The organism is Bacillus sp. JK62 (genome assembly GCF_053663455.1).
The window spans coordinates 322,222-347,354 of record NZ_JBSJQA010000002.1 but is presented as its reverse complement, the minus strand read 5'-3'; the positions used below and the strand labels follow the sequence as shown (position 1 = coordinate 347,354).

Below are 25,133 nucleotides of genomic sequence, written 5' to 3'. Positions count from 1 at the left end.
CATCCACATTTTGGACGAGGTGTTTCATTGTTAAACGGATCTTATGAAATTTTCACAATTTTCACGAGCATTTCTCCGCCCGGCGTCTGAACTGTCACTTCTTCGTCCACTTTTCTGCCGAGCAGGCTTTTTGCGATTGGCGAGTCGTTTGAGATTTTTCCTTCAAACGGATCAGCTTCAGCGCTTCCGACAATCGTGTAAGATTCTTCTTCACCGTCCGGCAATTCGATGAATGATACGGTTTTTCCCAAACCGACTACATTTGAACCGCCGTCGTCCTCGATGATTTTCGCATTGCGGATCATGTTTTCAAGCGTCGTGATGCGCCCTTCCACAAATGCCTGTTCTTCTTTTGCGGAATCATACTCAGAGTTCTCTGACAGATCTCCGAAGCTTCTTGCGATTTTAATGCGCTCTACTACTTCTTTACGTTTAACCGTTTTCAATTGCTCTAATTCTTGTTCAAGTTTTTGTTTTCCTTCGTGAGTCATCGGAAAAACTTTTTCTTGTGCCATGTTCCTTCACTCCTTGGTGGTTGTCCCTCAACAATAACGTGTGATTATGTATGAGAGCATAAACGAAAAAATCAAGAATGAGAACACAGGGCAGTCCTCGTTCTTCTCTCCCATATAGGTACTGTTTATCTTAAACTGAATGTGTGTTTTCTGCAAATGTTTCGGTTTATAAACAGGGAAAGAAGGGAACTGTCTCATTCCCTTCCAGCCTATACATAATATGGTCTGAGTTATTTATGTCTATGCTATGGTATTACAAAATTGCATTTTGTTCAAGGATCGTTTGAATCTTCGTGACCATCAGATCAATTGCGACGTGGTTTTGTCCGCCTTCCGGAATAATGATGTCCGCATAGCGTTTCGTCGGTTCAACAAACTGATTGTGCATCGGTCTGACGACGGACACATACTGCTCAATGACAGAATCGATTGAACGGCCTCTTTCGTTAATATCTCTCATAATCCGTCTGATGATACGGAGATCCGCGTCCGTGTCGACATAAAGTTTCATATCCATGAGGTCGCGAAGTCTTTTATCTTCGAGGACGAGAATGCCTTCCAGAATAATGACATCCTTCGGCTCAACCGGAATGGTTTCCTCAGAACGCGTATGCAGTTTATAATCATAAATCGGCTTTTCTATCGGCCGGTAATTCAAAAGCTCTTGAATATGCTCGATTAAATAGTCATTATCAAATGCGAGCGGGTGATCATAGTTTGTGTTCAGCCTTTCTTCAAACGGAAGATGGCTTTGGTCTTTATAATAAAGGTCTTGCTGGATCATTAAAATCGAGTGTCCTTTAAACTGTTCATAGATGGAACGGGTGACGCTTGTTTTTCCTGATCCTGACCCTCCTGCGATGCCTATAACTACAGGACTCTTACCCATTGGTGATTACTTCCCCTTTCTCATCATGTTGCTCGGATAAATCTTTTTGTCTACTTTAAATGTAACGATTTGCAGGGGATGGCGGGCAGCATCAAGCTCGTTTCCGTCTTCGTCCCAAATAGTGCCGATTGTGAATGTGAAATTGTCGATTTCAGGACCGAAAAATTCCACTTCGTCACCTTGTTTAAAGAAATTGCGCTGCTGGAGCGTCACCATTTGAGTTTCCTCGTCATACGCGAGCACAAGACCGGCAAAATCAAATGTTGTTTTCTTTCCGTGTTCGCCGAACATCTGCTCTTCATACCCGGGCGTGCCTTCAAAGAAAGCAGGCGCGGTATCCCGGTTTGCACATTTGTCCAGCTCATCCAGCCATTCTTTTTGAATGACAAAGTTTTCAGGATCAGCGCAGTATGCGTCGATGACTTTGCGATACACGCTGACAACCGTCGCAACGTAATGAATTGATTTCATCCGGCCTTCAATTTTCAGACTGTCGATACCCATCTCGATCATTTGCGGAATGGATTCAATCAATTTTAAATCTTTCGGGCTCATCGCAAACGGAGCGTCTTCTTCGTCATAAAGCGCGACCGCGTTTGCACCGTCTGTCTGATACAGGTCATAATCCCAGCGGCAGGACTGACAGCAGCCGCCGCGGTTGGAATCCCGGGCCGTCATGTGATTGCTCAGCACGCATCGGCCTGAATAAGCGATACACATGGCACCGTGGATAAAGGTTTCAATTTCAATATCCACCTTTTCCTTCATTTCTTTAATTTCCAGTCCGCTCGTTTCACGGGCAAGCACCACGCGGTCAAGCCCTTCTTCTTTCCAGAACTGCACCGCTTTCCAGTTTGAAAGGGACTGCTGTGTGCTGAGGTGAATTTCTACGTCCGGGGCCACTCTCCGGCATGTTTCAATAATCAGCGGATCAGCGACGATAATTCCGGCAACTTTTGCGTCTCCCAACGCTTTTAAGTATTCTTCCAGACCGTCCATATTTTCATTATGGGCGAAAATGTTTGTTGTCACATATATTTTTGCCCCGTATTTTTTGGCAAATTCTACGCCCTCTGCGATTTCTTCTATTGAGAAGTTATCCGCATTTGAGCGGAGTCCGTATTCCTGTCCTCCGATAAAAACCGCGTCCGCTCCGTAATGAACGGCAATTTTTAATTTTTCAAGGTTTCCTGCCGGAGCAAGGAGTTCAGGTTTTTTCGTAATGACGCGTTTTCCGTTTACGACTTTGGAAATGGTTTGATTTACGGCTGTCATCCGTTGCACCCTCCTTTTTAATAGACCGTTTCTTTAAAGAAGAATCCTGTGTCGATGCTTCTGTTCACAGGCTGAATGCTTTCAATCCGCTCTATCCAGCTCTCTTTTTTCTCTTCGTATGTCTCTCGGCTTTCAAAGCACAGATCGATTGCTTCTCTGTACATGCGGGTCACTTCAGTTAAGTATTCAGGAGACTTCAAAACTCCGTCAATTTTGAAAGAATCGATGCCGGCGTCCATCAGGTCCTCTAATTCATCAATCATGCACACATCGTTCGGGCTCATGATGTGCGTGCCGTTTTCATCTTCAAAAATCGGGTATTTATTGCCCCGTTCCTTGTCATGCAGAAACATTCCCGCTTCTTTTTTCTTCTGTTCGATGTCCATGACTTTTCCCTGGTATTCGAAGTAATGGCCCACTAAAGAACGCTTCGATTGGAACATGCACGTCATGCCGTGGATTTGAATTTCAATTTCCACTTCGGCGTTTTCTTTTATGTCAATGATGCTGTCCATATTTAATTCTTTAGCCAGCACTGCCCGCCGTGCGCCTTTGCGTCCCCAGTAATTGCAGGAATAGTAGTTGGTACCCGTTGTTTCCGTGCTCCAGTGCAGTTTGAGATCGGGAGCCGCTTCACGCGCCGCCATTAAAACGGCCGGATCACCGAAAACAGCCGCATCAACGCCGGCCTCCTGCAAAAAGGCAAGATAGCCGTTCAGCTCGTCCACTTTTTCGTTGTGAAAAATAGCATTGACGGCGGCGTACACTTTTGCGCCTTCCTGATGAGCTGTCTTTACGGCTTCTTTTATATCTTCTCTTGAAAATTCACCGGCCAGTCTCAGGCCGTATCTCTGTTCTCCGACTAACAGGGCCGTTGCGCCCGCTTGAATGAGCGGAAGAATATCCTGTACAGAAGTCGGAGTCACCAAAAGTTCAGGTTTTTTCATGATCATTCACCTCTTCTTTTTACTGATGGCGATGCCGTCTCCGACCGGCAGTATGACCGTTTGATAGTCAGGCCGGTTCATCAGCCATTGGTTATATTGATCAATTTTTTCAACAAGCTTCCGTCTTCTTTTCGGCTCAATGTCCGAGTGATTTTGTGCCACCAGTCCTTTAAACAGAACATTGTCCGTAAAAATGACTCCATCCGGCGCAAGCATCGGTTCATAGAGCTCAAAAAAGTTCGTGTACTGGCCTTTGGCCGCGTCGATAAAAATGGCATCATAAGGAGCCGTGACACGGACAGACTCAGAAAGTTCCAGCGCATCCCCGTGCATTACGTGAATCCGTTTGTCCATTTCAAAGTCTTTTATATTGTTCACAGCTTCTTCATAGCGTTTGTCGTCCCGTTCAATCGTGTAAATATTCGCATCCGGAAGCTCAAGCGCCATCCGTATGGCGGAATATCCGATTGCCGCGCCGATTTCCAAAATGTTTTTCGCCTGTTGAATCGACAGCATTTGAAGCAGCACTTCAATGCCCGCTTCTTCCATAATCGGAACATGGTGCTCTTTTGCATAGGCTTCAAGCTTTTTCACTTTATCAGGCCGAGGCTTCAGCATCGCGTTTATATACTCGTTTATTTGTTCATACCGATCATTCACGGCAAACAGCCTCCGTTCTAAAAAGGAGTGCCCCTGACGAATCCGCGGGGACACTCTCTTAAGACACTTCTTTATCCATAAGTAAACAACCCGATATATTTTATCATAAAACCTTTCAGAATGGAATAAAAGGAGAGCTTTTGCCCTCCTTTTATTCGCTGTCTTTTTTGGAAATATACTTTTCCTTCGCTTTATTATGGTCTTTTAATGTTTTGGTGAAAACGACCTCGCCGTTTGATTTTGCAAGGAAATAGAGATAATCCGTTTTGTCAGGGCGGAGAGCCGCTTCCCATGATGAATCGCCGGCATTTGCAATCGGTCCCGGCGGCAGCCCCTTATGTTTATACGTATTAAACGGAGAATCAATTTTCAGGTCTTTGTAGTAGACCCGGCTTTTATGCCTGCCGGCCGCATATAATACCGTCGGGTCAGTCTGCAGCGGCATTTTTTCTGCAAGCCTGTTGTAAAAAACGCTGGCGATTTTGTGACGGTCGGCTTTGGCGGTGGCTTCTTCTTCAATAAGCGATGCCATCGTCAGAGCGTTATGGACGGAAAGTTTCTTTTTTTCCAGTTCAGATTTATACGTTTCGATACGGGTGTTTGTTTCCTGAACCATTGCCGTCAAAATCGTGTCAAGCGATGCATCCGGATCATTAAACGGATATGTGGCCGGATACAGATAGCCTTCGAGCGGATGCTTGAGCTTCTTGTTTGAAAGTGCGTCCGTTATTGTATCAGGAAACTGTTTTTTCAGTTTGCCGATGAATGTTTTGTCATCCAGTTTCGCCATAATCTCTTCTTTTGAATATGATGTTTCTTTTGCGATCGCATCCGCAATCTGTGTAAGCTGTTTTCCTTCAGGAACGGAGATCTGAAAGGCATATCCCGTTGATCCCGCGGTCAGTTTTTTGATAATCGCATCCGCATCCATTCCTTTATTCAGGTGGTAAAATCCCGCCTGAAACCCGGAAGCGCCTTTATACTTCACATACAGCTGAAATGCTTTTTTGCTTTTGATGACATGCTGATCCTCAAGAATTTCAGCGATTGCCGAAACGGAAGAACCGCTAGGAATATTAATATTGACTGCCGTTTTGCTGCCTTTGTCAACCGGAGACAGCAGAGATTTTCCATAGAAAAAAGCACCGCAAATGATGATAAGCAGAGCAATCACGGAGGACAGTATTATCGTTGTTTTTTTGTTTTTACGCGGAAATGAATTTTTAGTCTGATTGATATTCATACAAGTATTTTCCTCCCAACAGCTCTTATACTACATGATTCATGTGCATTCGGCAATTTATTACAAAAAAAAGCCGAAGCGCATATGCGCTCCGGCTTTTTCTGTTCATTTTATTCTTCGTCTTCTTCCGCTAAAAACGTGTTCAGCGTTTCTTCGATCATTTCCCACTCTTCATCAGTTTCAATCGGCATCAGTTCGCCGTCTTCACCGTTTTCGTTCGGTTCGAAGCTTGAAGCGTGAATTTCGATTTCATCATCGTCTTGAGCATCAATCGGATAATAAAGTACGTAAGATTTGTTGAATGTGTCGTTTTCAAATGTGAACAGCACTTCGCAAAGCTGTTCGTTGCCTTGATCATCGACAATTGTAATGTGTTTTTCGCCGTGTTCCATTTCTTTCACCTCTTAGTTTAAACTGTCCAGATATCCTTGAAGGATCATGACAGCCGCCATTTTATCAATGACTTTTTTTCGTTTTTGCCTGCTGACGTCAGCCGCGATCAGCATTTTTTCAGCCGCCATCGTCGTCAGACGCTCGTCCCACAGCACAACAGGGACATTGTACGCTGTTTCAAGCAGTTTCGCAAATGTTTGGCTGGCTTCGCCTCTCGGACCGATCGTCCCGTTCATGTTTTTCGGAAAACCGAGCACGATCTTCTCTACATTATAGTCTTTCATCAGCTCGGATAAACGGTCCAGACCGTAATCTCCTTCAGCCTCGTTTATTTTTATCGTCTCAATGCCTTGAGCGGTCCAGCCCATTTCATCGCTTAAAGCTACGCCGAGTGTTTTCGTACCAAGATCAAGTCCCAATATTCTCATGAATGTATTTACGCCTCTTTATGCTGTTCTAGATAGGATTTTACCAATTCCTCGATTAATTCGTCACGTTCCAGTTTGCGAATTAAGTTCCGGGCGTCGCGATGCCTAGGAATGTATGCAGGATCTCCAGACAGCAAGTATCCGACAATCTGGTTGATAGGATTGTACCCCTTTTCCTGAAGCGCATCATATACCGTATTCAGCACTTCTTCGACGTTTGTTTCAGCAGAATCATCGGAGAAATTAAATTTCATCGTTTTATCAAACGAGCTCACCGTTTTGCACCTCTTTCCCAAATTCGCAGGCAAAGTTCAGCCTGAGGTCCTCATCTTATCATCATTCTACACTAGTTGAAAGGATTATAAAACGGATTTTATCCAATCTTCCGCAGATGCGAGCGCCTCTTCCAATTTTTCAGGCTGCTTTCCGCCGGCCTGCGCCATGTCCGGACGGCCTCCGCCTCCGCCTCCGCAGACTTCAGCCGCTTGTTTGACCATTTTGCCGGCGTGAAGGCCTTTTTCGATCAGGTCTTTCGTCACGCCTGCTGAAAGGTTGACTTTCTCATTTTGCACGGCGCCGAGAATGATGACCGCAGAACCGAGCTTCGCTTTCAGATCATCCACCATAGTGCGAAGATGGTTCATGTCTTTCGCATTTACTTTTTCAGCCAGCACTTTTACGCCGCCGATGTCTTTTACTTTAGACAGAATGGCTCCGGCTTCCACATTGCCGAGTTTGCTGAGCAATGATTCATTTTCTCTTTGCGCTTCCTTCAGCTCTGCTTGAAGAGACTGAATTCGCTTCGGTACGTCTTTTACGTTTGATTTCAGCTCGTCCGCAGCGTGCTGCAGAACGCTGAGCTGGCTGTTCATTTCCTGATAAGCGCCTTTTCCTGTTACGGCTTCGATTCTTCGCGTACCTGCGCCGATCCCTGATTCGGATACGATTTTAAACAGACCGATTTCAGCCGTATTCGTGACATGGCATCCGCCGCAAAGCTCAAGGCTGTAATCTCCGACTTGTACGACGCGGACGATATCGCCGTATTTCTCGCCGAACAGGGCCATCGCGCCCATTTCTTTCGCTTCATTGATCGGTTTCAAATCAATCGCTACCGGAATGCTCTCCCAGATTTTTTCGTTGACGATTCCTTCAATGCGTTCAAGTTCTTCTTTCGTCACTTGACCGAAATGAGAGAAGTCAAAACGCAGACGATTTTCGGTAACGAGTGAACCCGCTTGGTTGACATGTGTGCCGAGAACGTCTTTCAGCGCCTGGTGCAGAAGGTGGGTTGCTGTATGGTTTTTCACCACGCCGCTTCTCATTTGATCTTCAACTTCAGCCGTCACGCTTGCGCCTTTTTGAATCGTGCCGCTATCCACCGTGCCTTCGTGTACATGCTGACCGTTCGGAGCTTTTTTCACGTCCTTAATGGTTACGACAGCCTGCTCGCTTCTCAGCACTCCTCTGTCACCGATCTGTCCGCCGCTTTCAGCATAGAAAGGCGTTTTGTCAAGAAGAATTTGGACGGTATCCCCTTCATGCGCCTCGCTGATTAATTGCCCGTCATGAAGAAGCTCGATCACCTTCGCTTCAGCTTTTACGGCACTGTAGCCGACAAATGTGCTTTCTGCGGTAATGTCGCGCAATGCGCCGCCCTGCACCTGCATGCTTCCTACATCTTGGCGCGCATTTCTCGCCCGTTCACGCTGTTTTTCCATTTCGGCTTCAAAGCCTTTATGGTCAACCTTCATTTGCTCATCTTCCGCGTATTCCTCCGTCAATTCAACCGGGAATCCGTACGTATCGTACAGTTTGAATACGTCTTTTCCGGAGATGATGCCGCTGCCTTTTTCCTTCTCTTTCTTTATCACGTCGGATAAAATGGCCAGACCTTCGTTTAATGTTTCATGGAAGCGCTCTTCCTCCGTTTTGATGACTTTGGCGATAAACTCTTGCTTTTCTTTCACCTCCGGATAGAAAGCGTCCATAATTCCTGCAACAGTCGGAACCAGCTCGTACATAAACGGACGGCTGATACCGATGGTTTTCGCGTATCGCACCGCCCGGCGCAAGAGGCGTCTCAGTACATACCCGCGCCCTTCATTTGACGGCAGAGCTCCGTCGCTTACCGCAAATGCGACCGTTCTGATATGATCGGCGATCACTTTAAAGGCCGTATCCTTCACTGCGTTCTTTCCGTAAGTATCTCCGGAAATACGCTCTGTTGCTTCAATAATCGGCATAAACAAATCAGTGTCAAAGTTTGTCGGGACGTCCTGAATCACGGAGACCATCCGTTCAAGCCCCATGCCCGTATCAATGTTTTTCTTCGGAAGCGGTGTGTACGTGCCGTCCGGGTTGTGGTTGAACTCTGAGAATACCAGGTTCCACACTTCAAGATAGCGGTCATTTTCGCCGCCCGGATACAATTCAGAATCTGACGGATCATTGCCGTATTTCTCGCCGCGGTCATAGAAAATTTCTGTATTCGGTCCGCTCGGGCCTTCGCCGATATCCCAGAAGTTCCCTTCCAGACGGATGATTCTTTCTTCCGGAACGCCGATTTTTTCCGCCCATAGCGTATAAGCTTCTTCATCCTCAGGGTGAACCGTTACAGACAGCAGCTCCGGATCAAAGCCGATCCACTTTTCGCTCGTTAAAAACTCCCATGCCCACGTGATGGCTTCTTCTTTAAAATAATCACCGATGGAAAAGTTTCCGAGCATCTCAAAGAACGTGTGGTGGCGCGCCGTTTTCCCCACATTTTCAATATCATTTGTGCGGATTGATTTTTGCGCGTTTACAATTCTCGGATTCTCCGGCACAACGCGGCCGTCAAAGTATTTTTTCAGCGTCGCAACGCCGCTGTTGATCCATAATAAAGACGGATCTTCATGCGGAACCAATGAGGCGCTCGGTTCAACGGCATGGCCTTTTTCTTTAAAGAAATCTAAAAACATTTGACGCACTTCAGCAGAAGTTAAGTGTTTCATCTATATTCCTCCTTATCACTACCCGAAATTCTCTTTTGCGACAGCAAAAAAGCTCTCTCCCTATGCAAACCATGCGTTCACACAGGGACGAGAGCTGTCTCGCGGTACCACCCTGATTACAGGCCGAAAAAGGCCTGTCACCTTTCATCCCGTAACGCAGGATTGCGGCAGCCTTTAACTGCACTCAGGATTAGCTTCGGCCGATCTTCTGCTGAAGCTCCTTTCAGCGTATCGGAGCTTCTCTCTTAAACAGGGCTTCGGCGTACTCATATCCGTCACTCGAGATTCGTATGTATTCTACTCGAAATTATAGACAAGCAGAACCCGAATGTCAATGTTCCGTCCTGATCCGCAAAAAGTGAATGGCCGTCACTTTTAAAACGGCTGCCGCCGGAACAGCGAGAATCATGCCGGGAATGCCCGCGAGCTCCCCTCCGGCAAGAAGCGCAAGCATGATCACGACGGGGTGCATCCTGAGACTTCGTCCGACAATGAGCGGGCTCAAAATGTTTCCTTCTATAAATTGAAGAATAAAAATCGTGACGATTACGATGATCACAGCTTTGGAGGAAATCGCCAGCGAAAGGAGCAGCGCCGGCACAGCGCCGATAAACGGACCGAAATACGGGATGACATTCGTAATCCCGATGGCAAGGCCCAAAATCAGCGGGTAAGGAAGCCCGAACAGCCAAAATGAAACGCCGGCTATGAACCCGAGCAAAAAACAAACGAGAAGCTGACCGCGGATGTAATCACCGAGAGAGTCGTCCACATCCCGCAGAAATTCACTCCCCCTTTTTCTCCAGGATTTCGGCGTCAAATACCAGACCGTCTTTTTCATAACGTCTATATCCTTCACCATATAGAACACGAGAAAAGGAATCGTCGCCGCGATCAGGATATAATCAAGCACGAAACGGATGCTTCTGATCGTGCTTTCAATCGTGCCGGCAAGAAACGTTTCTGTCTGCTGAATCATTTTGTCCATCCGATGGTGCATGCCGTCAGGCCAATGATCCGTGTGATTATGCAGATGCCTCAGCATGCTGTTGTAGTTTTCGGCCAGACCGGGAATGCTCTCAGACAGATCCTGCAGCTGTTCAATTAAAACAGGAACCCCTTTATAAACCCCCCAGCCGATTCCGCCGAAAAACAGGCAATAAATCAGAAGCAGGCTTAAAGTTCTAGGCATCCCTTTTCTATGAAGCCATTCAGTAATCGGAAGTAAAAGATAAGCAATAAATACTGCGATGAATATAGGAATAAAGAGAGATTTTATAACAAGCCAAATGGGAGACCATAACATATCGAGCATGCAAAAGACATACACTGTTAACAAAACGAGCAGACATACAGCCGTCCACATTAAGAGCTGCAGCGGTTTTTGAAGCATGACGTTTCACCTCTTGCTTTATCTTTTGACAGAAAGCCGGAATTATTCCCGATTCATAAACTCCGCCTTATGACGCAGACCTCTTGACGGAAATAATTATCAGAAATTACGAAATAGTCTAACTAATATTCATAAAAGTCTGTATAACCATCGTAATGTGTTAAAGGATTTCAAAACTGTCCAGTCAATATGACTCATGTTTTTTTAAGGAGGATGGCCATGATTTCATTTCAGGATGTAAATAAGCACTACGGACATTTCCACGTGCTGAAAAACATTAATCTGCACATTAAAAAAGGGGAAGTCGTCGTTATCATCGGACCTTCAGGATCGGGAAAAAGCACGCTTCTCCGCTGCATTAATCAGCTGGAAACAGTTGATGGAGGCGCCTTAACGGTAAACGGCGTCTCCATCCGTGACAAGAAAACGGATATCAATCAGGTCCGCCGGAATATCGGCATGGTGTTTCAGCATTTTCATCTGTACCCGCACAAAACCGTTCTGCAAAACATCATGCTCGCACCGATCAAAGTGCTCAAGCAATCAAAAGAAGAAGCAAAGGAAACGGCCTTATACTATTTGAAAAAAGTCGGTATACCGGACAAAGCGGACGCTTATCCTTCACAGCTTTCCGGCGGCCAGCAGCAGCGTGTCGCCATCGCCAGGGGGCTTGCGATGAAGCCCGAGATTATGCTGTTTGATGAACCCACATCCGCGCTTGATCCGGAAATGATAGGGGAAGTGCTGGATGTCATGAAAACACTCGCAAAGGAAGGCATGACCATGGCAGTCGTCACACATGAAATGGGATTCGCAAAAGAAGTGGCGGACCGCATCGTGTTTATCGACGGCGGATCCATCTTAGAAGAAGCTGCACCGGCTGAATTTTACGAAAGCCCCCGTGAAGAGAGGGCGCGTTTATTCTTAAGCCGTATTTTAAATCACTGAAAAGAAACGGAGGAGCGCTTATGTCACGCGTAACAAAATGGTTGTCATTCGGATTGATATCACTGCTGGCCGTCTTTATGCTGGCAGCCTGCGGAGGGAAAGAAACGTCCGGGGATTCAAAAGGAACGGGAAAAGACACGTTAGCCTCTATTAAAGACAGAGACAAAATCATCTTCGGCGTCAAAACCGATACGAGGTTATTCGGGCTGAAAAACCCAAGCTCCGGTGATATTGAAGGCTTCGATATTGATATCTCAAAACAGCTCGCAAAAGATATTCTGGGGGATGAGAAGAAAGCGGAATTTAAAGAAGTGACGTCAAAAACGAGAATTCCGATGCTGCAAAACGGAGATATCGACGCCATCACCGCCACGATGACGATAACGGATGAGCGGAAAAAAGAAGTTGATTTCTCAGATGTTTATTTTGAAGCCGGGCAATCCCTGCTCGTCAAAAAAGGAAGCAGCATCAAAAGCACCGAAGACCTGGGAAAAGGCTCAAAAGTATTGGCGGTAAAAGGCTCCACTTCCTCACAGAACATCAGGGAAAAAGCGCCTGACGCCTCAGTGCTGGAATTTGAAAATTACGCCGAAGCGTTTACTGCGCTTAAAGCGGGACAGGGAGATGCGCTCACAACCGATAATGCGATTTTATACGGCATGGCGGATGAAAATAAACAATATCAGCTGACAGGCGAGACCTTCACCGATGAACCTTACGGAATCGCCGTCAAAAAAGGCCAATCCGGACTCATCAAGGAAATCAACGCCTCTTTGAAAAAAATGAAAGCCGACGGCAGGTACGAAAAAATCTATAAAAAATGGATTAAAGAAGAACCGGCAAAATAGAAAGGATCGCGGGATGAGCAGGCATGCTCATCCCCGTTTTATAAGGAGTGACATAGATGAACTTTTCAATTTTAACGGAAAACTTCGATATGTATATAGACGGTTTCCTGCACACATTGTTTGCGAGCTTCATCGCGCTGGCAGGCAGCTTTGCGCTGGGCGTTCTGATCGCAGTCATGAGAATCACGGCTTTCAAACCCCTTCAATGGATCGGCGCTGCGTATGTGGAATTTATCCGGAACATCCCGCTTCTCCTCATCACATTCGTTTTTTATTTCGGACTTCCGAACGCCGGGCTGAGACTGGACGGCTTTCAGGCGGGAACGATTGCGCTTACGATTTACACGTCCGCCTTTATCGCAGAAGCCATCAGAGCCGGAATTCAGACTGTCCCCAAAGGGCAGATGGAAGCGGCCAGATCGTCAGGCTTCACCTACAGTCAGGCGATGAGATATATCATTCTTCCTCAGGCCGTAAAAATCGTCATTCCCCCGCTCGGAAACCAATTTCTCAACCTTGTCAAAAACTCATCAATACTCGGAGTGGTGGCGGGACTCGATTTGATGTATCAGGCGGATCTCGTGTCCTCGAGCACTCTTGTCGTGTTTGATGTCTATATTTTCGTCGCGCTTTTTTATTTGATATTAACGATCCCGCTCAGCATCGGGGTTCACTATTTGGAAAGACGTCTCGGAAAGAGTTATTAGAGAAGGAGAGTGAAAAACATGGATTTTAGCGGCGCCTATACACCTGACCATCTGCTGTTTTTATGGGACGGCTTTTTGGTCACACTTTATGTTGCGCTGATCTCCATTGTCCTGAGTTTTATTTTCGGGCTTGCCGCCGGCACTTTGCGCTATGCGAAAATTCCTATCGTCTCGGGCATTATAGGGGCCATTGTGGAAACCATCCGCAACCTGCCGCTGTTATTAATCATTTTCTTTACGTTTTTTGCCCTTCCGGAAATCGGGATCAAACTGGAAATTACCGCTGCCGCCATCACGGCGCTGACGATTTTTGAATCGGCCATGCTGTCAGAAATTATCAGAAGCGGTTTGCAATCCGTTGACAAAGGACAGATTGAAGCGGCGCGTTCTTCAGGACTGACGTACACGCAGACTCTTTTTCTCGTCGTCATGCCGCAGGCGCTCAGGCGTATGGTTCCTCCGATTGTGAGCCAGTTTATCTCCTTATTAAAGGATACGTCACTTGCGGTCGTCATCGCTCTGCCCGAACTGATTCATAACGCGCAGATTTTAAACGGACAAAGCGCTGACGGGGGGTATTTTTTCCCGATCTTTCTGCTGGCGGCCCTGATGTATTTCGCGGTCAATTACAGCCTGTCTCTCGCAGCCAGACGGCTGGAAGCGAGACAAACGTAAAAAGGATACTTCCGGAGAAGTATCCTTTTTTCCGCTTAAAACATTTTCATGACTCGTCTTCTCATCCGTTTCATACCTTTTTTATTCAGCATATCGGACTGAGAAGCCATACGATACATAACGGCTCCAGCTCCTAAAGCCAACAGAGAGGTCATTGTTCTGCCCATCGCGCGTATCTCCTTTCAACTTTAAAAATTGATACTGCGTTCGTCTTCAGAAAACAAATCATCAAGACTGCTTAACGTGCCGTCTTCCTCTACTTGATGTGTCGCAATTTTGCCTTTGGCCACCGTCAGCTCAATGAAGCAGCCCCAGCAATAGTATTGGTTTACGCCGATTTTGCCGATATCTTTACTTTTGCAGTTCGGACATACAAGCACAGACTACACCTCTTATCCGTTCAGGACGATGCCTTCTTTCCCCGCTTCAATAAGCGTATCGGCGGCGCGGCGCACTTGGCGTCTGCCAGCCAGATCTGAAAAGAAGCCGTCCGAGAGTTCATATGCTACGATTATGCCCCTGTCCAAACAAAAGTATACATCTTCCAGCAAACCGAACATTTCACCATCAGGCGATTTCACCGGCTGCATTTTAATCTGTTCAAAGGTGAAACAGCTCTTCGGCAAAGGCTGCAAATGAGCATGACCGGCAGCTACGGCTTCTTGATCCATCTCTTTTATATCACTTGCCCCTAAAAAAAGATGGCGGTTGTGAAACAAGCGTTTCTGCTCCAGCACGAAACCGAGAAACCGGCCGTCCAGAGAGAAACATACATCCGATATCATTCCGAGACTGCGCCCGGTGTTTTCGTCATATACTGTTCGTCCTTCAGCTGCATGGCATGTTCTCAAAGTGTGATCAACCACCTTTTGTTGAACACGTATAGGTTTTGCCAAGAAGCCGGGCAGCATACTTTGAAATGACTTCCACAGGCGAAAACCCGGCGCATAAACATACGCCGGGTTTTATTTACGCTTTTTCTTCCATAAAGTCAAAAGGCGTGATGCCTTCCATTCCGATGTTCGCATCGTATACACTGAACGGCAGCTCTTTTTGCAGGGCGGCCAGTTCTGCATCCATCTCTTCAGTCTGCTCTGTGAGCCTGTTTTTAAGCGACGTCTGTCTGACGGTGGCATCATTGTTTTTGACGCCCCATTCAAGCGCTTCTTCTTCTCCGCAAAGAATCAGGAATTTTTTCGCTCTTGTAATGGCCGTATAAAGCAGATTTCTCCTGAGCATTCGATAGTAGCCTTTGACGACAGGCAGGACGACAATCGGGAATTCGCTTCCCTGCGACTTATGAATGGAACAGCAGTAAGCGTGGGTAAACTGGCTGAAATCCTTTTTCGTAAAGGTGATTTCGTTGCCGTCAAACGAGACGACGACCATGTCTTCTTTTTCCGTATTTTCTTTGGCATAAAAAATGGACACGATTTCGCCGATATCGCCGTTAAACACATTGTTTTCCGGCTGGTTGACAAGCTGCAATATTTTATCGCCCGTCCTGTAGACGACATCCCCGAATTTCAGCTCCCGCCTTTTTTCTTTCGGCGGATTCATGATGTCCTGAAGAAGCATGTTCAGCTCGTTAATTCCCGCTTTTCCCCTGTACATCGGGGCAAGCACTTGAATATCTCTGGAGGTATACCCCTTTTTTAACGCGTTCGAGACGACCTGGTCCACGACTTCTTTAATCTGTGAAGAATTACAGCGGATAAATGAGCGGTCCTTTGTCGGCGCGGTCAGCCCCTTTGGAAGCAGCCCTTTTTTCATATCATGGGCAAGTTCCACAATGGATGATCCTTCAGCCTGACGGTAAATATCTGTCAGGCGCACGGTCGGCAGCACCTCAGAAGCCAAAAGGTCTCTGAGCACCTGCCCCGGTCCTACTGAAGGAAGCTGGTCTTCATCACCGACTATAATGAGCTGAATGTGCTTAGGAAGCGCCTTAAACAAATGGCTGGCGAGCCAAATATCGAGCATACTCGCTTCGTCTATAATGATCAGTTTCCCTTCAATCGGCTGATCTTCATTGTAGGTAAAGCCTTCAGCGCCATTCCAGCCAAGCAGCCTGTGAATCGTAACAGCCGGCAGACCCGTAGATTCGCTCATTCGTTTTGCGGCTCTTCCGGTCGGCGCGGCAAGCAGCACCGGAAATGCTTCATCTTTTTTATAATCACCAGGGTCAAGGGATACGCCGTGCAGTTCACTGTATAATTCCACGATTCCTTTAATAACGGTCGTTTTCCCCGTTCCCGGTCCTCCGGTCAGTAAAAGCATCGGCGAGGACAGCGCTTTTTGAATGGCATCCTTTTGGCTTGGTGCGTATTGAACATTCATCCGTTCTTCCAGTTCACCGAGCGCAAGAAGAAATTCCGATTCAGGAAACTGATCGGCATACTCCGTCTGGGCCGCAATGTCGAGCACGCGTTTTGCGACGTTTTGTTCGGCGTAAAACAAGGACGGAAAATAGCAGCGCTCTCCTTCAATGACGATATCCTTACTCTCCCCGAGGGCGATGATGCCGTCAGCCGCATCCATCTCCGTGACGCGGCCGCCTTCAGCTGACTGATTCAGGAGCGTTTGCGTATTGATAATCAGCTGCTTTGTCTCTATGTACGTATGGCCCTCTGAAAGACAGGTCGATTCAATCGTATATAAGATTGCCGCTTTGATCCGCTCCGGGTGGTTTCCTGACAGACCCATTTTTCCGCCCAGCTCGTCAGCTTTCACAAAGCCGATGCCTTCAACGTCTTTTACAAGCTGATAAGGATTTTCCTGAATTTTCTCCAAGGTTTCCGTTTCGTAGGCCTGATATATTTTCATGGATAGCTGGGGCCCGAAACCGTATTGGTTCAGAGAGATCATAATCTGCTCAAGACCCTGATGCCGCTGCAGCTCTCCCGCCAGTTTGTCCGCTTTCTTTTTTGACATTTTCGGCACATCATAAAGCACCGATGCATCAGCCAGAATTTTATTGAGCGCGCCGTCTCCAAGCTTTTTGACGATTTCTTCCGCCGTTTTTTTTCCGATTCCTTCAAACAGATCACTTGATAAATAGTGAATGATCCCTTCTTTTGTGGTCGGAATTTCTTTTTTAAAGTGTTCAGCCTGAAATTGCAGGCCGAACTTAGGATGCGTGGCGGTTTTTCCGTAAAATGTGTAGGTCTCATCTTCTTGCAGCAGAGGGAAGTAGCCCGTTACGGATACGACCTTGTCTTCGATCGCCTCAGACGTTTCTGCAACCTTGACTTTCAGCACTGTATACAGGTTGGTGTCATTATGATAAATGACCGTATGAATGACGCCTTTTACATACGGCTGTTCTTCGATGTTCAGCTTATCCACGAGCCTTCCCTCCTTTTGTTATGACTGGGTGATAAGCTGTTTCGCATGAAGCGCAAGCATATGATCAGGCTGTATGCCGATTGCGCCTTCCAGCATCTCAAGCGCCTTTTCACGATTTTCTTTGTACGCGTAAGCGACCCCGGCATTATAAAATGCGTCCGCGTGGCCCGGATCCTGCTCGATCACCGTCTCAAACTGCGCAAGAGCTTCATCCAGCATTTCTTCATTTGCGAGACACATTCCGAACTGGAAGCGCGCTTCCGTGTCATTTTCGTTTAATTCAACGGCACGCTGCAAATACGGCAGTGCAAGCTTCGTCCGCTCTAATTTAACGAGAACGGTCCCCAGCATATAAAACAAATCTCCGTTTTCCATTCCGGAGCGAAGCGCTTTTTCAAACATATCCTTCGCTTCGGAAAACGATTCTTTCATCACATATACGTTTCCCGCACCGTAATAAGCGGCTGCCGCCGAATTGTCCAATTCAAGCGCTCTGTTATAGAATGCAAGCGCCCGTTCGAGTTCGTTCACAGAAGAAAGCAGATTTGCGAAGTTGATGTACGGCACCGGGTCTTGGCCGTTTTCCTCAATCGCTTTCGTAAAAGCCTCTGCCGCTTTTTCAAAATCGCCCTCCTGCATGGCGTCAATCCCGATTTTATTATAATCCATTTTTAACTTCCTTTCGCTAAAAAACCCCAACATGCGAGTTGAGGTTTTTTACATGTGTTATACGTACCACAGTTTTGTTCCGTCTTTATAAACGTCATCTATCGTTCCGCCGCCGAGGCACTCTTCTCCGTCATAAAAAACGACGGCTTGTCCCGGCGTAACGGCGCGTACCTGCCCGTCAAAAATGATTTCCGCTTCATCATCACCCGTCATTTTCACCGTTACTTTGTGATCTTCCTGACGGTAGCGGAATTTCGCCGTGCATGTCATTTCGCCGCTGTCCATCAGACCGGGACGCGTCCAGCTGACATTTGTCGCCGTGATCTTATCGGAATACAGAAGCGGATTATGGAATCCTTGATCAACATACAGAATGTTTTTTTCAAGATCTTTACCGACGGCGAACCACGGCTCGCCGCTTCCGCCGATTCCAAGACCGTGGCGCTGTCCGATTGTATAATACATCAGACCGTCATGACGCCCTTTTATTTCTCCGTCCATTGTCATCATATCGCCCGGCTGAGCGGGGAGATATTGGCTGAGAAACGTTTTGAAGTTGCGTTCGCCGATAAAACAGATTCCCGTGCTGTCTTTTTTCGCAGCTGTCGCAAGTTCCGCTTCTTTGGCGATTTCCCGCACGCGGCTTTTTTGCAGATCACCGATCGGGAACATGACTTTGCTGAGCTGTTCCTGATTGAGCTGATTCAGAAAATAAGTCTGGTCCTTGTTTTCATCCAGACCGCGGAGCATGCGCACTGTACCTGCGCTTCTATCCACGCGGGCGTAATGGCCCGTCGCAAGATAATCCGCGCCGAGTGACAGAGCATGATCCAAGAAAGCCTTAAACTTAATTTCTTTATTGCACATGACATCCGGATTGGGGGTTCTTCCGGCTTTATATTCATCAAGGAAATATTGAAATACCTTTTCCCAATATTGCTTCTCAAAATTGACGGCATAATACGGAATTCCGATCTGGTTGCAGACCCGGATGACGTCTTCATAATCTTCCGTCGCCGTGCAAAAACCGTTTTCGTCTGTATCATCCCAGTTTTTCATAAAGATTCCGATTACATCGTAGCCCTGCTCCTTCAGCAGAAGGGCCGCCACGGAAGAGTCCACGCCGCCGGACATGCCGACTACGACTCTTGTATCCTCCGGCCGTTTTTCCATTTGCATTCACTCCATTAAAAACATAAGTCCGCTGTTTTAAGCAAGCCGTTTAACGACGGCGGCAAGCTTTTCGGCGGCTGTTTCGATTTGTTCCGCCGTATTGCCGAGGCCGAAGCTGAGGCGGATTGACGAAGTCAGCCTGCCGCTCTCACTTCCGAACATGGCCGTAAGCACATGGGACGGAAGAACGGATCCCGCTGTACAAGCAGATCCGCTGGAGACGGCAATGCCTTCCATGTCAAGATTGACCAGCAGCGCTTCCACCGGCACACCGGGAAAGTAAAGGTTTAAAATATGAGGCAGGCATTTCTCGGCATCTCCGTTCACCTCCGCTGTGACGCCGGCTTCTTCCAGCGTGCTCATGATGATGTTCTTAAACTCCTTATACTTCGCTGTTTTCTCTTCCCTCTCACGGTTTGAAAGGACGACCGCTTCTTTTAAGCCGGCGATGCCCGGTACATTTTCCGTCCCCGCGCGGCGCTTTCGTTCCTGCTCTCCCCCAAGAAGAATCGGTGACAGCTTCACCTCTTGATTTACATATAAAAAGCCTGTCCCTTTAGGCCCGTTAAGCTTGTGACCGGAAACAGACAGCATGTCAATTCTGCTTTTTTTCACATCAATCGGCATATAACCGAATGCCTGGACGGCATCTGTGTGAAAATAGGCCTGATGCCCGCTTAACAGCTCTCCGATTTCGTCAATCGGCTGAATGGTTCCGACTTCGTTATTGCCATACATGACGGTAACAAGGATTGTATCATCACGGAGCGCTTCTTTCACCTGATTTGCACTGATCCGTCCTGAAGGGCCGGGGATGAGGTATGTCACCTCAAAGCCGTCTTCTTCCAGCTTTTCGCAGGCGTGCAATACAGCATGATGCTCAACAGCGGTCGTAATGATATGCTTTCCTTCATTCTTCCGGGCGGCAGCCGTTCCGAAAATCGCTAAATTATCAGCCTCCGTGCCGCCGCTTGTGAAAATAATTTCCTGTTCTTTCGCACTGATTTCGCGCGCGATGTCCGCTCTCGCTTCATCGACCCATTTCCGGGATTCTCTCCCGAATGAATGAATGCTTGACGGGTTGCCGAAACTGCCGAAGAAATGGGGCTTCATTTCTTCGAGCACACGTTCATCCATCGGGGAAGTCGCGGCATGATCTAAATAAATCCGTTCCATTGTCTTTACACCTCTGGTTTAAATATAGAACATATAAGCTTCCTGCTCGCCGTCCGTGTAGCTCGCAAGGTCTTCTAACGTCGTGCTGTCCAGCACGTCTTTTACAGCGTCGCGGATGCGGATCCATAACTCCCGCTTGGCAGGCTCTTCATCCTCAAGCACTTCTACCGGGCTGATCGGCCCTTCCAGCACTCTGATAATATCTCCGGCCGTTATCTCTTCAGGCTGGCCCCCGAGCACGTAACCCCCGTAAGCGCCTCTGATGCTTTTTACGAGTCCGGCGTTTCTGAGCGGTGATACAAGCTGTTCCAAGTAATGCTCAGAAAGGCTGTTTGTTTGGGCGATGCTTTTGAGCGACGTCGGACCGTCTCCATGCTTTTTCGCCAATTCAATCATAATGGTGAGCCCGTATCTTCCCTTTGTCGATATTTTCAATATGAACACCCCAGTCAATTCTAATTGTTAATTTATACAAGTAAATGGATATGAATAATCTGTTTAGTATCTTATAGACCAACTGTTATTATAACATAACTTATCCTAATTTTCATTGAAACACGGGGCCCGCCGCAATTCGCTTTTCTAATCGGCCGTTTTCCGTTACCCTGTATATGTAAGGAGAGATGTTCATGAAACCATTGGCATATCGGATGCGGCCTGCCAATATCGAAGACATTATCGGCCAGGAACATTTGGTCAAAGAAGATAAAATCATCGGCAGAATGGTGCGTGCGAAGCACTTATCATCCATGATCCTGTACGGACCGCCGGGCATCGGAAAAACGTCCATCGCCACAGCGATCGCAGGATCGACAAGCATCGCATTCAGGAAATTGAATGCCGTCATTCATAATAAAAAAGACATGGAGATTGTCGTACAGGAAGCGAAAATGTCAGGTCAGGTCATTTTAATCCTTGATGAAGTGCACAGGCTTGATAAGGGAAAGCAGGATTTTCTGCTGCCCTATTTAGAAAACGGCATGATTATTTTAATCGGCGCGACGACCGCCAATCCTTATCATGCCATTAACCCGGCCATCAGAAGCCGAACCCAGATATTTGAGCTTGAACCGTTAACACCCGACCTGATCAAGCAGGCATTGAAAAGAGCGCTCACAGATGAACACCGGGGACTCGGTTCCTACAGCGTTTCGGTGGACGACGACGCGATGGATCATTTCGCACAAGGATGCGGAGGAGACGTCCGCTCCGCTTTGAACGCACTGGAGCTTGCCGTGCTCTCCACAAAGGAATCAAGCGACGGCACGATCCGGATTACACGGGAAACGGCGGAGGAATGTCTGCAGAAAAAAAGCTATACCCATGATAAAAACGGCGATGCGCATTATGACGTCTTATCCGCGTTCCAAAAATCGATCCGGGGCTCGGATGCAAACGCCGCCCTTCATTATCTGGCCCGTCTGATCGAAGCCGGAGACCTTGAAAGCATATCAAGAAGACTTCTCGTGATCGCCTATGAAGATATCGGCCTCGCAAGCCCGCAGGCAGGCCCCCGGGTGCTGAGCGCGATTCAGACCGCAGAACGGATCGGCTTTCCGGAAGCGAGAATTCCGCTGGCCAATGCGGTAATCGAATTATGCCTCTCGCCAAAATCAAACTCCGCCATCTCAGCCGTTGATGAGGCGCTCAAAGACATCAGGACTGGTAAAATCGGCGATGTGCCGAAACATTTAAAAGACGCTCACTATAAAGGGGCCCAAGAGCTCGGACGCGGGATCGGCTATCAATATCCTCACGATTTCGAGAACGGATGGGTCGAACAGCAATATTTGCCCGATCCGTTAAAAAACAAGCAATACTATAAACCGAAACAAACGGGGAAATTTGAAGCCGCCATAAAGCAAGTGTATGAAAAACTGATGAAGCAGAAAAAATAACCGGACAAGATCTTTCGTGTAAACGGCGGATTCAAATAAAAAAACAGCCTTTCCTGAAGAAGGCTGTTTTTCTTTTTACTTATCTTTAACCCGTTTAATGTCGATGTCCTTTAAGAGCTCCATGACAACATGTCCGCCCATAATCAGACCGCCCACTGACGGAACCCAGGCGTTGGAAGACGGCGGCATTTGCGCTTTGCGGATTTTCGCTTCATCATTCCCGACTTCTTTTCTGACGTCTTCACGGATGACGATCGGGCTTTCATCAGAAAAAATGACCTGTATGCCTTTTTTAATGCCCTCTTTACGAAGCCTTGTGCGGACGACTTTGGCAATCGGATCAGTATGGGTTTTTGAAATGTCAGCAATCTGAAAGCGTGTCGGGTCTGTTTTATTCGCCGCTCCCATGCTTGAAATCAGCGGAACATTCCGTTTCAGACATTCTTTCATCAGATGAATTTTATAATGAATCGTATCCGACGCGTCAATGACGTAATCAAGCGGATACTCAAAGAACTGCTCATACGTCTCTTCTGTATAAAACATTTTTAAGGCGACGACGTCACAATCCGGATTAATATCAGCGATCCGCTCTTTCATCAATTCTGTTTTCGGCTGTCCCACCGTCGACAATAGCGCATGCAGCTGGCGGTTTACATTTGTAATGTCAACATCATCTTTATCGACAAGCACGATCCGCCCCACTCCGGACCTCGCCAATGCTTCGGCTGCGAATGAACCGACTCCGCCGACGCCGAGAACGGCAACCGTGCTGTTTCTTAACGTGTCCAGCCCTTCTTTTCCAATCGCTAGCTCATTTCTGGAAAACTGATGTAACAAGAGACTCACTCCACATTCTGGTTTTATAAACTCGGCTTGTCAGAAAGCCGCTGGTTTTAGCGCACAAAAAATAAAGTCCCAATTGTGCCGTTGCAGCTTTCCTTCGTTTTGAACCCGCTCTCAGCAGGTGGGTGCCCTTTTTTAAATCTTGTAAGTCCTCTTTAGCGAATGAAAAGAGGCATGTACGCCATTTAAAAATGCGGGCTCCCAAATCAAAAAAATGTTCGGTCAAAACTAGGTGTACAACTAACACATCAGGACTTTATTTAACTTGTCAAAATCATATCACAGCAGATTTTGATTTTCAAGAAACAAACTGCCGATCTTTACTGTTTCACTTTTCTTTTGACAGAAAGGTGAAGTTCTTCAAGCTGGGCGTCGCTCACTTCGCCGGGCGCTTCCGTAAGAAGGCAGCTTGCGCTTGCCGTTTTCGGGAAAGCGATCGTATCTCTTAAGTTAGTGCGGCCTGCAAGAAGCATAACCAACCGGTCTAAGCCGAGCGCGATTCCGCCGTGCGGAGGGGCGCCGTATTCAAAGGCTTCAAGAAGGTATCCGAACTCCTCCTCCGCTTCTTCTTTTGTAAAGCCGAGAAGCCCGAACATTTTTTCCTGAACGTCTTTTTCAAAAATACGGATTGAGCCTCCGCCGAGTTCATAGCCGTTTAAGACAAGGTCGTAAGCCTGCGCTTTCATATCTTCAGGCGCCGTTTCAATCAGGTCAAGATCTTCACGGACAGGCATTGTAAACGGATGGTGAGCCGCATAGAAACGGCCTTCTTCCTCGTCATGCTCCAGTAACGGCCAGTCCACAACCCACAGGAAGTTGAAGAGGCTTTCGTCAATCAGGCCGCGTTCTCTGCCTAGTTTTAAGCGAAGCGCGCCGAGGGATTGAGCCACAACCTCAAACTTATCAGCGCCGAACAGGAGCAGATCGCCTTCAGAAGCATCCAGCGCTTCAGCCAGTTTTGCCTGCTTCTCTTCATCAAAGAATTTCGCAATCGGGCCTTTTACGCCGTCAGCTTCAACTTTCACCCAAGCGAGACCTTTCGCGCCGTAATTTCCGGCAAAAACGCCGAGCGCATCGATATCTTTTCTGGAATAGTCGCCGGCAGCGCCTTTGACATTGATCGCTTTTACAACGCCTCCGTTTGCCACGGCTGATGAGAACACCTTAAATTCAGTATCTTTCACTATGTCTGACACGTCCGTCAGCAGCATGCCAAAGCGGGTATCGGGTTTGTCGGAACCGTAGCTGTTCATCGCTTCTTCATATTTCATTCGCGGAAGCGGCAGCGGTACTTCAACACCTTTTGTTTCAAGCATGACTTTCGCCATCATCTCTTCCGCCAGAGCCATGATGTCCTCTTGACTCATAAAGGACATTTCAATATCAATCTGCGTAAATTCCGGCTGGCGGTCGGCACGCAAGTCTTCATCGCGGAAGCAGCGGGCCACTTGATAATACCGTTCAAAGCCCGACACCATCAGAAGCTGTTTAAAAATCTGCGGCGATTGCGGAAGGGCGTAAAATTCCCCTTCATGCACCCGGCTCGGCACTAAGTAATCACGGGCGCCTTCGGGAGAACTTTTTGTTAAAATCGGTGTTTCAATATCAAGAAATCCGTTTTCATCCAAGAAATGGCGGATGGATTTTGTGACTTGATGGCGCATTTGCAATGTTTGAAACATCGCCGGGCGGCGCAGATCCAAATAGCGGTGTTTTAACCGGACGTCTTCAGAAACGTCAGCCGCCTGATCACTGATCGGAAACGGAGGCGTTTTCGCCGTACTGAGCACCGTCACCGCTTCAGCTTTGATTTCAATTTTACCGGTTTTCAGGTTGGGATTCACCGTGCCTTCTTCACGGGCAGAAACCGTGCCTTCGATATCAAGCACATATTCGTTTCTGATTGCTTCCGCTGCGGCAAGGGCTTCCTTCGATACGTCAGGGTTGAACACGACTTGCACAATACCCGAGCGGTCCCGCAAATCAATGAAAATCAAGCCGCCGAGATCGCGCCGTTTCTGCACCCACCCTTTCAGTTTGACGGTTTCGCCAATCGCTTTTTCAGTTATCTCGCCACAATAATATGTTCTTCCAAACATAGCGTTC

26 protein-coding genes, 1 other RNA gene and 1 other annotated feature are annotated in these 25,133 nt (G+C 47.4%); of the genes, 5 read left to right on the top strand and 22 right to left on the bottom strand.

What is annotated here, in order from left to right:
• Nucleotides 1–41: 41 nt before the first annotated feature.
• The 11 genes from greA to ACWJJ4_RS06830 form a co-directional block, all read right to left on the bottom strand.
• Nucleotides 42–515: a transcription elongation factor GreA gene (gene greA, locus ACWJJ4_RS06880; protein WP_003152766.1), complete on the bottom strand. Its 474-nt coding sequence runs from the start codon at nucleotides 513–515 to the stop codon at nucleotides 42–44.
• Nucleotides 516–768: 253 nt separating this feature from the next.
• Nucleotides 769–1,404, bottom strand: coding sequence for a uridine kinase (gene udk, locus ACWJJ4_RS06875; protein WP_003152763.1), 636 nt, complete (start codon nucleotides 1,402–1,404; stop codon nucleotides 769–771).
• A 6-nt stretch (nucleotides 1,405–1,410) separates the two neighbouring features.
• Nucleotides 1,411–2,679, bottom strand: coding sequence for a peptidase U32 family protein (locus tag ACWJJ4_RS06870; protein WP_014305485.1), 1,269 nt, complete (start codon nucleotides 2,677–2,679; stop codon nucleotides 1,411–1,413).
• A 17-nt stretch (nucleotides 2,680–2,696) separates the two neighbouring features.
• A complete protein-coding gene (locus ACWJJ4_RS06865) occupies nucleotides 2,697–3,626 on the bottom strand; it encodes a peptidase U32 family protein (protein ID WP_003152757.1) in 930 nt (309 codons plus the stop codon).
• A 6-nt stretch (nucleotides 3,627–3,632) separates the two neighbouring features.
• Nucleotides 3,633–4,286, bottom strand: coding sequence for an O-methyltransferase (locus ACWJJ4_RS06860; RefSeq protein ID WP_013353009.1), 654 nt, complete (start codon nucleotides 4,284–4,286; stop codon nucleotides 3,633–3,635).
• A 151-nt stretch (nucleotides 4,287–4,437) separates the two neighbouring features.
• Nucleotides 4,438–5,529 carry an endolytic transglycosylase MltG gene (mltG, locus tag ACWJJ4_RS06855; RefSeq protein WP_013353010.1) on the bottom strand — a complete coding sequence of 364 codons (1,092 nt, stop codon included), beginning with the start codon at nucleotides 5,527–5,529 and terminating at the stop codon, nucleotides 4,438–4,440.
• A 110-nt stretch (nucleotides 5,530–5,639) separates the two neighbouring features.
• Entirely contained in the window at nucleotides 5,640–5,921 is a 282-nt protein-coding gene (locus tag ACWJJ4_RS06850) for a DUF1292 domain-containing protein (protein ID WP_003152751.1), read from the bottom strand.
• Nucleotides 5,922–5,933: 12 nt separating this feature from the next.
• Nucleotides 5,934–6,350 carry a Holliday junction resolvase RuvX gene (gene ruvX, locus ACWJJ4_RS06845; protein WP_003152750.1) on the bottom strand — a complete coding sequence of 139 codons (417 nt, stop codon included), beginning with the start codon at nucleotides 6,348–6,350 and terminating at the stop codon, nucleotides 5,934–5,936.
• An 8-nt stretch (nucleotides 6,351–6,358) separates the two neighbouring features.
• Nucleotides 6,359–6,625, bottom strand: coding sequence for an IreB family regulatory phosphoprotein (locus ACWJJ4_RS06840; protein ID WP_012118070.1), 267 nt, complete (start codon nucleotides 6,623–6,625; stop codon nucleotides 6,359–6,361).
• Between the two features lie 84 nt (nucleotides 6,626–6,709).
• Nucleotides 6,710–9,346 (bottom strand): alanine--tRNA ligase, encoded by a 2,637-nt coding sequence (gene alaS / locus ACWJJ4_RS06835; RefSeq protein WP_454021526.1) that lies wholly within the window; start codon nucleotides 9,344–9,346, stop codon nucleotides 6,710–6,712.
• Between the two features lie 80 nt (nucleotides 9,347–9,426).
• Nucleotides 9,427–9,634: a binding site (T-box leader), on the bottom strand.
• Between the two features lie 43 nt (nucleotides 9,635–9,677).
• The gene (locus ACWJJ4_RS06830) at nucleotides 9,678–10,739 is read right to left on the bottom strand and encodes an AI-2E family transporter (protein WP_014305488.1); all 1,062 of its coding nucleotides are present in this window, start codon (nucleotides 10,737–10,739) and stop codon (nucleotides 9,678–9,680) included.
• 219 nt (nucleotides 10,740–10,958) lie between these two features.
• On the opposite strand from ACWJJ4_RS06830, the gene ACWJJ4_RS06825 reads away from it, so the two are divergent.
• From ACWJJ4_RS06825 to ACWJJ4_RS06810, 4 genes are read left to right on the top strand one after another with little or no spacing between them, the layout of a single operon-like run.
• Nucleotides 10,959–11,687, top strand: a complete 729-nt coding sequence (locus ACWJJ4_RS06825; RefSeq protein ID WP_003152746.1) for an amino acid ABC transporter ATP-binding protein — start codon at nucleotides 10,959–10,961, stop codon at nucleotides 11,685–11,687.
• A 20-nt stretch (nucleotides 11,688–11,707) separates the two neighbouring features.
• On the top strand, nucleotides 11,708–12,535 hold the full coding sequence (locus ACWJJ4_RS06820; RefSeq protein ID WP_007408208.1) for a transporter substrate-binding domain-containing protein: 828 nt from the start codon (nucleotides 11,708–11,710) through the stop codon (nucleotides 12,533–12,535).
• 56 nt (nucleotides 12,536–12,591) lie between these two features.
• A complete protein-coding gene (locus ACWJJ4_RS06815) occupies nucleotides 12,592–13,242 on the top strand; it encodes an amino acid ABC transporter permease (RefSeq protein WP_454021525.1) in 651 nt (216 codons plus the stop codon).
• An 18-nt stretch (nucleotides 13,243–13,260) separates the two neighbouring features.
• Nucleotides 13,261–13,917 carry an amino acid ABC transporter permease gene (locus ACWJJ4_RS06810; RefSeq protein WP_058906207.1) on the top strand — a complete coding sequence of 219 codons (657 nt, stop codon included), beginning with the start codon at nucleotides 13,261–13,263 and terminating at the stop codon, nucleotides 13,915–13,917.
• A 35-nt stretch (nucleotides 13,918–13,952) separates the two neighbouring features.
• Here the strand turns inward: ACWJJ4_RS06810 and ACWJJ4_RS06805 are convergent, their stop codons facing one another.
• The 8 genes from ACWJJ4_RS06805 to cymR all read right to left on the bottom strand — a co-directional run bounded on the left by ACWJJ4_RS06805 (nucleotide 13,953) and on the right by cymR (nucleotide 20,718).
• Complete coding sequence (locus ACWJJ4_RS06805; protein ID WP_003152741.1) at nucleotides 13,953–14,084, bottom strand: YrzQ family protein; 132 nt, start codon at nucleotides 14,082–14,084, stop codon at nucleotides 13,953–13,955.
• A gap of 21 nt (nucleotides 14,085–14,105) precedes the next feature.
• Nucleotides 14,106–14,297, bottom strand: coding sequence for a hypothetical protein (locus ACWJJ4_RS06800; protein WP_003152738.1), 192 nt, complete (start codon nucleotides 14,295–14,297; stop codon nucleotides 14,106–14,108).
• A 12-nt stretch (nucleotides 14,298–14,309) separates the two neighbouring features.
• Nucleotides 14,310–14,768 carry a PRC-barrel domain-containing protein gene (locus tag ACWJJ4_RS06795; RefSeq protein ID WP_017418223.1) on the bottom strand — a complete coding sequence of 153 codons (459 nt, stop codon included), beginning with the start codon at nucleotides 14,766–14,768 and terminating at the stop codon, nucleotides 14,310–14,312.
• Between the two features lie 118 nt (nucleotides 14,769–14,886).
• Nucleotides 14,887–17,265: an SF1B family DNA helicase RecD2 gene (gene recD2, locus ACWJJ4_RS06790; protein WP_454021524.1), complete on the bottom strand. Its 2,379-nt coding sequence runs from the start codon at nucleotides 17,263–17,265 to the stop codon at nucleotides 14,887–14,889.
• Between the two features lie 18 nt (nucleotides 17,266–17,283).
• Nucleotides 17,284–17,904 carry a tetratricopeptide repeat protein gene (locus tag ACWJJ4_RS06785; RefSeq protein WP_094247928.1) on the bottom strand — a complete coding sequence of 207 codons (621 nt, stop codon included), beginning with the start codon at nucleotides 17,902–17,904 and terminating at the stop codon, nucleotides 17,284–17,286.
• Between the two features lie 87 nt (nucleotides 17,905–17,991).
• On the bottom strand, nucleotides 17,992–19,107 hold the full coding sequence (gene mnmA, locus ACWJJ4_RS06780) for a tRNA 2-thiouridine(34) synthase MnmA (RefSeq protein WP_058906210.1): 1,116 nt from the start codon (nucleotides 19,105–19,107) through the stop codon (nucleotides 17,992–17,994).
• 36 nt (nucleotides 19,108–19,143) lie between these two features.
• Nucleotides 19,144–20,283 (bottom strand): cysteine desulfurase family protein, encoded by a 1,140-nt coding sequence (locus tag ACWJJ4_RS06775; protein ID WP_071391560.1) that lies wholly within the window; start codon nucleotides 20,281–20,283, stop codon nucleotides 19,144–19,146.
• Between the two features lie 18 nt (nucleotides 20,284–20,301).
• Entirely contained in the window at nucleotides 20,302–20,718 is a 417-nt protein-coding gene (cymR, locus tag ACWJJ4_RS06770; protein ID WP_003152730.1) for a cysteine metabolism transcriptional regulator CymR, read from the bottom strand.
• Between the two features lie 194 nt (nucleotides 20,719–20,912).
• Between cymR and ACWJJ4_RS06765 the strand changes: the two genes are divergently transcribed.
• Nucleotides 20,913–22,181 carry a replication-associated recombination protein A gene (locus ACWJJ4_RS06765; RefSeq protein ID WP_003152729.1) on the top strand — a complete coding sequence of 423 codons (1,269 nt, stop codon included), beginning with the start codon at nucleotides 20,913–20,915 and terminating at the stop codon, nucleotides 22,179–22,181.
• Nucleotides 22,182–22,256: 75 nt separating this feature from the next.
• Here ACWJJ4_RS06765 and ACWJJ4_RS06760 read toward each other — a convergent pair whose 3' ends face one another.
• The 3 genes from ACWJJ4_RS06760 to aspS form a co-directional block, all read right to left on the bottom strand.
• The gene (locus ACWJJ4_RS06760) at nucleotides 22,257–23,021 is read right to left on the bottom strand and encodes a tRNA threonylcarbamoyladenosine dehydratase (RefSeq protein ID WP_094247701.1); all 765 of its coding nucleotides are present in this window, start codon (nucleotides 23,019–23,021) and stop codon (nucleotides 22,257–22,259) included.
• A gap of 71 nt (nucleotides 23,022–23,092) precedes the next feature.
• Nucleotides 23,093–23,285: non-coding RNA, 6S RNA (ssrS, locus tag ACWJJ4_RS06755), on the bottom strand.
• Nucleotides 23,286–23,347: 62 nt separating this feature from the next.
• Nucleotides 23,348–25,126 (bottom strand): aspartate--tRNA ligase, encoded by a 1,779-nt coding sequence (gene aspS, locus ACWJJ4_RS06750; RefSeq protein ID WP_454021523.1) that lies wholly within the window; start codon nucleotides 25,124–25,126, stop codon nucleotides 23,348–23,350.
• Between the last annotated feature and the right edge of the window lie 7 nt (nucleotides 25,127–25,133).

Bases quoted from the DNA above. Each gene is read 5' to 3' on its own strand.
- greA (WP_003152766.1), bottom strand. From the start codon at position 515: ATGGCACAAGAAAAAGTTTTTCCGATGACTCACGAAGGAAAACAAAAA.
- udk (WP_003152763.1), bottom strand. From the start codon at position 1,404: ATGGGTAAGAGTCCTGTAGTTATAGGCATCGCAGGAGGGTCAGGATCA.
- ACWJJ4_RS06870 (WP_014305485.1), bottom strand. From the start codon at position 2,679: ATGACAGCCGTAAATCAAACCATTTCCAAAGTCGTAAACGGAAAACGC.
- ACWJJ4_RS06865 (WP_003152757.1), bottom strand. From the start codon at position 3,626: ATGAAAAAACCTGAACTTTTGGTGACTCCGACTTCTGTACAGGATATT.
- mltG (WP_013353010.1), bottom strand. From the start codon at position 5,529: ATGAATATCAATCAGACTAAAAATTCATTTCCGCGTAAAAACAAAAAA.
- ACWJJ4_RS06850 (WP_003152751.1), bottom strand. From the start codon at position 5,921: ATGGAACACGGCGAAAAACACATTACAATTGTCGATGATCAAGGCAAC.
- ruvX (WP_003152750.1), bottom strand. From the start codon at position 6,350: ATGAGAATATTGGGACTTGATCTTGGTACGAAAACACTCGGCGTAGCT.
- alaS (WP_454021526.1), bottom strand. From the start codon at position 9,346: ATGAAACACTTAACTTCTGCTGAAGTGCGTCAAATGTTTTTAGATTTC.
- ACWJJ4_RS06830 (WP_014305488.1), bottom strand. From the start codon at position 10,739: ATGCTTCAAAAACCGCTGCAGCTCTTAATGTGGACGGCTGTATGTCTG.
- ACWJJ4_RS06825 (WP_003152746.1), top strand. From the start codon at position 10,959: ATGATTTCATTTCAGGATGTAAATAAGCACTACGGACATTTCCACGTG.
- ACWJJ4_RS06820 (WP_007408208.1), top strand. From the start codon at position 11,708: ATGTCACGCGTAACAAAATGGTTGTCATTCGGATTGATATCACTGCTG.
- ACWJJ4_RS06815 (WP_454021525.1), top strand. From the start codon at position 12,592: ATGAACTTTTCAATTTTAACGGAAAACTTCGATATGTATATAGACGGT.
- ACWJJ4_RS06810 (WP_058906207.1), top strand. From the start codon at position 13,261: ATGGATTTTAGCGGCGCCTATACACCTGACCATCTGCTGTTTTTATGG.
- ACWJJ4_RS06805 (WP_003152741.1), bottom strand. From the start codon at position 14,084: ATGGGCAGAACAATGACCTCTCTGTTGGCTTTAGGAGCTGGAGCCGTT.
- ACWJJ4_RS06785 (WP_094247928.1), bottom strand. From the start codon at position 17,904: ATGCAGGAGGGCGATTTTGAAAAAGCGGCAGAGGCTTTTACGAAAGCG.
- mnmA (WP_058906210.1), bottom strand. From the start codon at position 19,107: ATGGAAAAACGGCCGGAGGATACAAGAGTCGTAGTCGGCATGTCCGGC.
- ACWJJ4_RS06775 (WP_071391560.1), bottom strand. From the start codon at position 20,283: ATGGAACGGATTTATTTAGATCATGCCGCGACTTCCCCGATGGATGAA.
- ACWJJ4_RS06765 (WP_003152729.1), top strand. From the start codon at position 20,913: ATGAAACCATTGGCATATCGGATGCGGCCTGCCAATATCGAAGACATT.
- aspS (WP_454021523.1), bottom strand. From the start codon at position 25,126: ATGTTTGGAAGAACATATTATTGTGGCGAGATAACTGAAAAAGCGATT.